Source organism: Saccharomonospora saliphila YIM 90502 (assembly GCF_000383795.1).
Classification (GTDB): Bacteria; Actinomycetota; Actinomycetes; order Mycobacteriales; family Pseudonocardiaceae; genus Saccharomonospora; species Saccharomonospora saliphila.
Window position 1 is genome coordinate 117656 of record NZ_KB912624.1, and the last position, 7432, is coordinate 125087.

11 protein-coding genes and 1 pseudogene are annotated in these 7432 nt (G+C 68.8%); all 12 read right to left on the reverse strand.

Annotated elements, in window-relative coordinates; genetic code table 11:
- On the reverse strand, window positions 1-820 hold an 820-nt coding region (locus SACSA_RS21385), incomplete at its 3' end, for a PPE domain-containing protein (protein ID WP_157596600.1).
- A 6-nt stretch (window positions 821-826) separates the two neighbouring features.
- Window positions 827-1438: a DUF3558 domain-containing protein gene (locus tag SACSA_RS24340; RefSeq protein ID WP_028661520.1), complete on the reverse strand. Its 612-nt coding sequence runs from the start codon at window positions 1436-1438 to the stop codon at window positions 827-829.
- Window positions 1435-1878, reverse strand: coding sequence for a hypothetical protein (locus tag SACSA_RS0103985; protein WP_232212825.1), 444 nt, complete (start codon window positions 1876-1878; stop codon window positions 1435-1437). Before SACSA_RS0103985 ends, SACSA_RS24340 begins: the two co-directional genes overlap by 4 nt.
- A 438-nt stretch (window positions 1879-2316) precedes the next feature.
- Window positions 2317-2925 (reverse strand): DUF3558 domain-containing protein, encoded by a 609-nt coding sequence (locus tag SACSA_RS24345; RefSeq protein ID WP_019813697.1) that lies wholly within the window; start codon window positions 2923-2925, stop codon window positions 2317-2319.
- 102 nt (window positions 2926-3027) lie between these two features.
- Entirely contained in the window at window positions 3028-3252 is a 225-nt protein-coding gene (locus tag SACSA_RS0103995; RefSeq protein WP_019813699.1) for a DUF3558 domain-containing protein, read from the reverse strand.
- Window positions 3249-3584, reverse strand: a complete 336-nt coding sequence (locus SACSA_RS27155; protein ID WP_083940141.1) for a DUF3558 family protein — start codon at window positions 3582-3584, stop codon at window positions 3249-3251. The genes SACSA_RS0103995 and SACSA_RS27155 overlap by 4 nt, the downstream gene beginning before the upstream one ends.
- Window positions 3585-4105: 521 nt before the next feature.
- Window positions 4106-4567 carry a 50S ribosomal protein L9 gene (gene rplI, locus SACSA_RS0104000; protein ID WP_019813701.1) on the reverse strand — a complete coding sequence of 154 codons (462 nt, stop codon included), beginning with the start codon at window positions 4565-4567 and terminating at the stop codon, window positions 4106-4108.
- 14 nt (window positions 4568-4581) lie between these two features.
- Window positions 4582-4830: a 30S ribosomal protein S18 gene (gene rpsR / locus SACSA_RS0104005; protein ID WP_019813703.1), complete on the reverse strand. Its 249-nt coding sequence runs from the start codon at window positions 4828-4830 to the stop codon at window positions 4582-4584.
- A gap of 95 nt (window positions 4831-4925) precedes the next feature.
- A complete protein-coding gene (locus SACSA_RS0104010) occupies window positions 4926-5414 on the reverse strand; it encodes a single-stranded DNA-binding protein (RefSeq protein WP_019813705.1) in 489 nt (162 codons plus the stop codon).
- 12 nt (window positions 5415-5426) lie between these two features.
- Window positions 5427-5762, reverse strand: a complete 336-nt coding sequence (gene rpsF, locus SACSA_RS0104015) for a 30S ribosomal protein S6 (protein WP_028661522.1) — start codon at window positions 5760-5762, stop codon at window positions 5427-5429.
- A 220-nt stretch (window positions 5763-5982) separates the two neighbouring features.
- Window positions 5983-6999 (reverse strand): hypothetical protein, encoded by a 1017-nt coding sequence (locus SACSA_RS0104020; protein ID WP_019813708.1) that lies wholly within the window; start codon window positions 6997-6999, stop codon window positions 5983-5985.
- A 131-nt stretch (window positions 7000-7130) separates the two neighbouring features.
- Window positions 7131-7432, reverse strand: a pseudogene (locus tag SACSA_RS21395) (hypothetical protein); the annotation flags it as partial.

The window sequence follows — 7432 nt, forward strand, 5'->3', positions numbered from 1 at the left end:
CCGGCGCGGCGTAGTCGCCACCCCCGCCACCGGACGGCGGTGTGTAGCCGCCACCGCCGAGGCCACCTCCCGACCCGCCGGGCGTGCCGCCGCCACCGCCACCACCGGCGATGCTGCCGGGCATGGTTCCGGGTGTGGGCCCGAGGCTGCGGATCTGCCCGCTCTGGCCGTCCTGTCCGGGGCCGGACCCGGCGTTCTCGTCGACCTCGATCTCGCCGATGTCGCCGTCGAGGCCGCTGTAGGTCGGCAACGACTGGCTGTTCGCGGTGGTCGCCTGGTAGTAGGCGTTGAACGCGTCGACGTTGGCCTGCGCCTTGGCGTTGTAGTCCTGGATCGCCCGGTCGGTGTCGGTGGTCCAGGGCTTCATGTCGTTGATGAAGTCGCTTTCCGGTGGGGTCTTCGGTACCGGCTGCACCCGGGAGACCGCGCCGGTGAACGCCTCCGCCTGTGATCCCATGGCCCGGTCGCTGTCGTGCAGCTTGACCTCGGAGTCCATGAGCCATTCCTTCAGCGGCCGGGCACCCACCTTCGCCGCGTCGGCGGAGTCACCCTGCCAGGCCTGATCCATCCGCCCGGCCAGTTCCTCCATCTGCTGGACCCGCTCGCTGAAGGTGCGCTTCAAACCACTGGCAGCTCGTTGGCCTTCCTGGAGTGAACTCGTTCCAGGGCCCGAGGTGAGCTGCTGGTAGATCTGATAGGCGTCGATCTGCCGAGAACCGTCTCCGCCGGAGAAGTTCCCACTTTCCTCCTGGGTCGCCATGCCGTACCCGGCGGCGGCCCCGGCGGCACCCGCAAGGATGGGAACGAGGAATAGCGGCATAGGTCATCAACTCCCCAGTTTCGTCAGCGCGGCTTCGGCCACGTCACCGGCCGTCGCGCACGGGTCGTCAGCCTTCGGGCTTTCCTCTAGGTAGGTCGAGATGTACAGCGGCGTCCGTTCGTTCACGCCGACCCAGAGTTCGCAGCGACCGTCGCTTCTGCCATCCAGGATCGCCGTGTACACGGCCGGATAGCCGGAGACGTTCGTCGGCTCGAAGTAGTCGTTGGTGTCCCGGTTGTCGTAAACGCTGTCCAAGCCCCGAGACTCACCCGTCACGACAGCGAACACGACCATATCCTGCGGGTACTCAGTGAAGTTCCAGCCACAGGCGGTCTCGTTGATCGCATCCAGCGCTTGCTGTTCGCCGTCACCGAATCCGAGCCCGTCCTTATTCTGCTCGGTTAGTGCGGTACACGGATCGGAGGCGAGTGTCGCTGGGTCTAGCGGGTTCTCGACCGATGGCGCGGCCGTACCGCCCGAGGCCGGTGCCGTCGGGTTCGATGAGGAAGTGGGCGATTCCATGGATGGGATACCGGCTTCGCCTCCGCCGCAGGAAGCAAGAACGAACGTCGCCGCGACAACGGGGGCCGAAATCCGGTAGCGAAGACGACGGCTCATACTTCCATCGCTCCGGCCTTGCCGATGTCTTCCTGTGCCTGTTCGTCCTGTGTGCTGATCTGCTGCTTCGCGTTCTCGAGTGCGTTGATGTAGGCATTGACGTAGGCCATCATCTTTTCGTAGGCCTGAAGGAAGGCTTCGGCCGAGGGATTAGCACGCTCGGCGAAATCCGCGCTCGCGAACTCGGCCCCCGGTGACTGGACCTGCGCCATGATCGAGGCCTGCGTGTGGTCGAACTTGAGATCGCTCGAGAGGTTTCGCCACTCCTTAATGATGGCGTCGATCTCCTCGGGGGAGAAGGCGAAACCTCCGCCGCCTGACGGTTTCGCCGCACCCGCGATCGTGGGTGCGGCCATCGAGATCATCTTCGTGGCCGCACCGATCGGACCGCCCACCGCCTTGCCGACGGTGGCGGCGGCGCCGCTCATCACATCACTCACGGAGCTGTTCGCCATGCCCGAGTCCCCCTTCGTGCCGCTGGACGAACGTAGTGTGCTCAGGGCGACGAGCGCCCGTCAACGAGAAGTATTCCAAACAGTCGGACGTCGGGTGGGCCAAACCGGTTCCCCGCGCAGGTCTCGATCCGGCAAAGATCGCGGGGCCCGGCCCGCCGGGTACGGCATGGCGACCAGGAAGAGAGTGGAGCTCCCGCGGTGACCGGATCGCGTCAGATCGACGCGCACCAAATCCCGGCAGGCACGACGTGCGTGCGCGCCTGCACCCCGTGACGGCGGAGGTCCGCCTGGAGGTCATCGGCAAGCAGCCGTTACTCGTGTTCGAGACCACACCCGGGTGCCGTGCGAACCACGGCGCCCCGACCACCGCGGTTGCGACGATGCACCCGCGAGGAAGGGAACGAGGAGCAGCGGCATAGGTCATCAACTCCCCAGATTGCTCACGATCGCTTCGCCGACCCGGTCGGCGTATCCACAGGGGTCCTGGGCCTCGGGCACGTACCGCAATGAGACATCGATGTAGAGGACGTCCCTGTCGTTGACGCCTACCCAGAGGACGCAGCCGCCGTCGTCTCGCTGGTCGATGGCGTCCGCGTAGACCGCGGGGTACCCCGCGGTCTTGGTCTCCTCGAGCAGTTCCGCGTCCCGGTTCGCCTCGTAGACCGCGTTCAAGCCAGTGGCGTTCTCCGTCATCACTGAGAGATCAACCAAGCTCGTTCTGTCCCCGGACAGTGCCCACACGCAAGACATGGCGGAGGTAGCCGCCTTTTCGCGCGTGCGTCCCTGCGCGAGAGCTAGCTCGGCACGATCTTCGGACGTGAGTGCCTGGCAGGGGGTGGACACCCACGCCTCGGGATCAAGCGGGTCCGAGACCGGCGGAACGGGAGCGGTGGACAGGCTTGTGGTGCCGTCGCTCGCGCGCGGAGTGGAGACGACCGGGTTCCCGGGCTCCTGCTCACCAGCGCACGCGGAGAGCGCGGTCACGGCAACGAGCGCCGCGGCACCCAGGGCACCAGACTGGGCGAGTGTCATACCTCGATCCCTCCGGCGACTTCCTTCGCCCACTCCGAGGAGCAGCGGCATAGGTCATCAACTCCCCAGGTTGCTCACGATCGCTTCGCCGACCCGGTCGGCCTACCCACAGGGGTCCTCGGCCTCGGGACTGTCGCGAAGGAAGACGTCGAGGAACAGTACCGCACTGTCGTTGACCCCGATCCACAACGAACATTCGCCGGACGATCGGTTGTCGTTGAAGTTCGAGTGGAGCGCGGGATAACCGCCGACCTCGACCTCTTCCCGTAGCGCGGAATCCGCGTGCCTGCGGTAGATGTCGTTCAGTCCGTTCGGTTTCTCGGTCATGACCGCAGATCGACAAGTGTGCCTGAAACGCCGGCGAGTTTCCAGTCGCACGACCTCGCCGAGCTCGCAGCCTTGTCTCGTGCCCGGCCCTCCTCAAGGCCGAGTTCGGCGAGATCGTCCGAGGTCAGCGCCTGGCACGGCGACGCCAACCATGACGACGGATCGAGGGGCCGCTCCACCGGTGGAATGGGCTGAGCGTTTCCCGCCGACCGGCTCGGTGTCGACTGCCCGGCTCCGGACGGTGTCGGGGTTCCCGGCTCCTCGCAGGCCCCGAGAACGGCGCCGAGGGCGACCACCGTCGCGCCGAAGGCACCGTGACGAACGAGTGTCATACCTCAATTTCCCCTGGCGGCTTCAGATACGCCTTCGGTCGGCTGCTCGTCTCGTGTGGGAAGGCGACACCTCCGCCGCCTGATTGTTTCGGTGCGCGCCCGCAATCGCGGGCGCGGCCATCGCGACCATCGTGGTGGCCGCGCCGACGGATGCGCCGACCGCCCTGCCGCAGTGGCAGCGGCGCCGCTCGTCACATCACTCACGGAGCTACGCGCCATGTGAGTCCCTCTTCGTGCCGCTGGACGAACGGTCGTGTCAGGGCGCCGGGGCCCGTCAACGAGAAGTGTTCCAAACAGTCGGACGTCGGGTAGGCGAAACCGGTTCCCCACTCAGGTTTCGATACGGCGAAGATGCCCGGGGGAATCGGTGGCTCACGACCGTGGTGGCGGTGCGTCCTCGGACGGTAGGGGCATCGGGGTGTGCCTCGGCGGGCATTGAGCGGCACCGGATGCCGGTCTCGGACACACGAACGGCGGGGCCCCGACCGGGACCCCGCCGTTCGTATGTATGTCTCACGGTCTCACGGCTGCTTGCCGACGACCTCCAGGCGGACCTCCGCCGTCACGTTCGGGTGCAGGCGCGCGCGCACGTCGTGCCTGCCGACCGTCTTGATGTGCTGGCGCAGTTCGATGACCCGCTTGTCGAGCTGCGGACCGCCCGCGGCCTTGATGGCGCCCACGACATCGGCCGGTGTGACCGAGCCGAAGAGCTTCTTCGACCCCTCGGCCGACTTCGCCGTCACCTCGATCGTGCCGAGGCCCTCGATCGCGGTCTTGACCTCCTTGGCGTGGTCGAGATCGCGAATGCGACGGCTCTCCTGGGCGCGCCGGATGACCCGGACGTTCTTCTCCGCACCCTTGGTCGCGGTGATCGCGTATCCCCGCGGGAGCAGGTAGTTGCGGGCGTAGCCGTCCTTGACCTCGACGATGTCGCCGGGGCCGCCGAGGTGGGCCACGTCGGTCGTCAGAATGATCTTCGCCATGACTGACTTCCTCCTCAGCGAGCGGTCGAGGTGTAGGGCAGCAGCGCCATCTCCCGCGAGTTCTTGACCGCGATGGCGATGTCCCGCTGGTGCTGGCTGCAGTTGCCGGTGACCCGGCGGGCACGGATCTTGCCGCGGTCGGAGATGTACTTGCGCAGCATGGTCGTGTCCTTGTAGTCGATCAGCTCGGGCTGGCCCTGCTTCTCGGCCTTGCAGAACACGCAGACCTTCTTCTTGGGCTTGCGAACGGGTGGCTTGGCCACGGTGTACTCCTGGGGAACTTCTCGTGTGGTTGTTCGGGGCGGCGCCGCGCCGGGTCCACGACCGGGGCGCGAGCGTCAGGGTGTCGCCGGTGGGCTCAGAACGGCGGTTCGTCGGAGAACCCGCCACCACCACCGCCGGTGGGAGGTGCCGAGCCCCACGGGTCGTCGGCGGGGGCCCCGCCGCCACCACCGCCACCGAAGCCGCCTCCGCCGCTGCCACGGCTGATCTTGTTGACCTTGGCGGTCGCGTAGCGCAACGACGGGCCGATCTCGTCGACCTCGAGTTCGACGACCGTGCGCTTTTCGCCTTCCTTGGTCTCGAACGAGCGCTGCTTGAGCCTGCCCTGCACGATCACCCTGGCGCCCCGGGTCAGGGTCTCGGCGACGTTCTCGGCCGCCTGCCGCCAGATGTTGCAGCGCAGGAACAGCGCCTCGCCGTCCTTCCACTCGCCGGCCTGGCGGTCGAAGATGCGGGGCGTGGACGCGACCGTGAAGTTCGCGACCGCGGCGCCCGACGGCGTGAATCGCAGTTCCGGGTCGGCGGTGAGGTTGCCGACCACCGTGATGATGGTGTCTCCGGCCATCGCGCGTTCGCCTCAGACCTTCGCAGCGGCCTTCTTGGCGGCCTTCTTCGCGCCGCGCGGGGGAACCTTGCGGACGACCTTGGTGCGCAGCACGGTCTCCTGCAACGAGAGCTGACGCTCCAGCTCCTTGACCGCGTCCGACTCGCAGAAGAGATCCAGCACGGCGTAGATGCCCTCCGCCTGCTTGCGGATCTCGTAGGACAGCCTGCGGCGGCCCCAGACGTCGACGTTCTCGACGGTGCCGCCGGAGTCGCGGATCACCTTGAGGTAGTTCTCCAACGTCGAGGAGACGTTGCGCTCGTCGAACGTGGGCTCGAGGATGATCATTACCTCGTAATGGCGTGACACAACCACTCACCTCCTACGGGCTCAAGCGGTCACGGGCGTTCCGTGACAGGAGGGTTGCCGACGGCCCAGTGTAGTCGGCGGGCCCCGCCCACCCCGGCTCGGGTGCGCGAGCGCAGGTCATACCGCCCGTGGCGATGCCACCACCGCTCGGCGTGTCCCCTCACGGAGCCCGTCGAGACCGCCTGTCGAGGCTGCCTGCCGGGGCGTCCCGCCGTGGGGACTACGACGCGCGGCGCAGCACCCAGGTGCGCACGAGGCCCGCGGTGACGCCCGCCAGCGCGACGACCGCGAACAACATCGGCATCCGGATCGCCTCGGACGACTCGGCGGCGGCCAGCGCGTCGGCGTTGCCCGTGTCGCGCACGCCGGTCGAGTGTTCGCCGGCCGAACGCTCGCCGGAGCCCTGGCCGGACTCGTCGCCCCCGGGGCCGAGGATGTCGAACTCGGGAGTGGTCGCGTCGCCGGGCACGCCGTTCGACGGCGCGTACCGCAGGTCCGGCGGAACCGCGATGCCCGCGCTCGGGGCCTCGGCCACCGGGATGTCGCCGTAGTCGCGGCGCGGGGACCGGGCGTCCCCTGTGCCCTGGAGACCGCCGTCGGCGGTGCCCGTGTCCATCGCGGCGCCCTCGCCCGTGGCGGTGCCGCCGGTGTCGTCGGGAGCGGAGGACGGTGCGCCGCCGGAGTCGCCCGCGTCCGGGTTCGAGGTCCCACCGGAGTCCGAGCGCGTGGTCGTGTCCGTCGTGTGGTCGGTCGTCTCGACGGCGAGGCCGCAGTCGCCCGCCACCTTCTCCTCGATGGTGTCGAGAGTCGTGTCCTGAGTGGACGGCAGTGCGCCGAGGCCGGCCGACCCGTCGAGCGCCTCCCGCACGGCAGCGCCGATCGTGGCGCCGTCGACGGAGCCGGTGCGCGCGTCCGGCACGGTTCCGACGGAGAGCCGCTCGTCGGCGATGGTGTCGGCGAGGTGGTTCGGCCAGATCGTCAGGTCGTGCACGACGATGATCGACTTCGCTTCCTCGGCACCCTGCCGGACGAGGTCCGATACCGCCGACCCGTCGACCGCGACCGTGTCCCCGGCCCGTCCTCCGACGGTGCCGGTGCACGAGTCGGCCGTCACGGTGGCGGCGGCCGAGGCCGATCCCGCCGTCAGGACGGTCACCCCGCCCGCGACCACCGCGGCCGTCGTCGCGGTGAGCGCCTTGCGAACCGCCCTTGCCAGGGCGGTGGGGTCGAGTCGCACGGCCGGTCCCTCCCGAGTTGGCGAGCTGCTGACAGGACCAACGACGCGGAGACCGGGGAAGTGACGCACCACGCGGAGAATCCGCGGCCGCCGACGGTCTCCCGATGCGGTGCTCCGAGCCCGCAGGCCATTCATACGTGGGTGTTCTGCCTGCGGCGCACCCAGGTGTGCGCGAGGCTCGTGCCGACACCGACGAGCCCGGCCACGGCCAGCAGCACGGGGGCGAGCTCCAGCGTGTCGGCCGTGTTCGCGGTGGCGTGGGCGGCTTCGTCCGGGGCCACGGCCGCGGCGGGTGGCATCGCGACCGGGTTCTCGTTCTCCGGCACGGCCTCGGAGGCGTGCTCGCGCGGTGCCACGGCGTCGAGGTCGGGGGAGCCCGCGCCGCCCGTGGGGAACAGGACGACGCCGTTGGCCGGGGCGGCGCCGCCCTCCG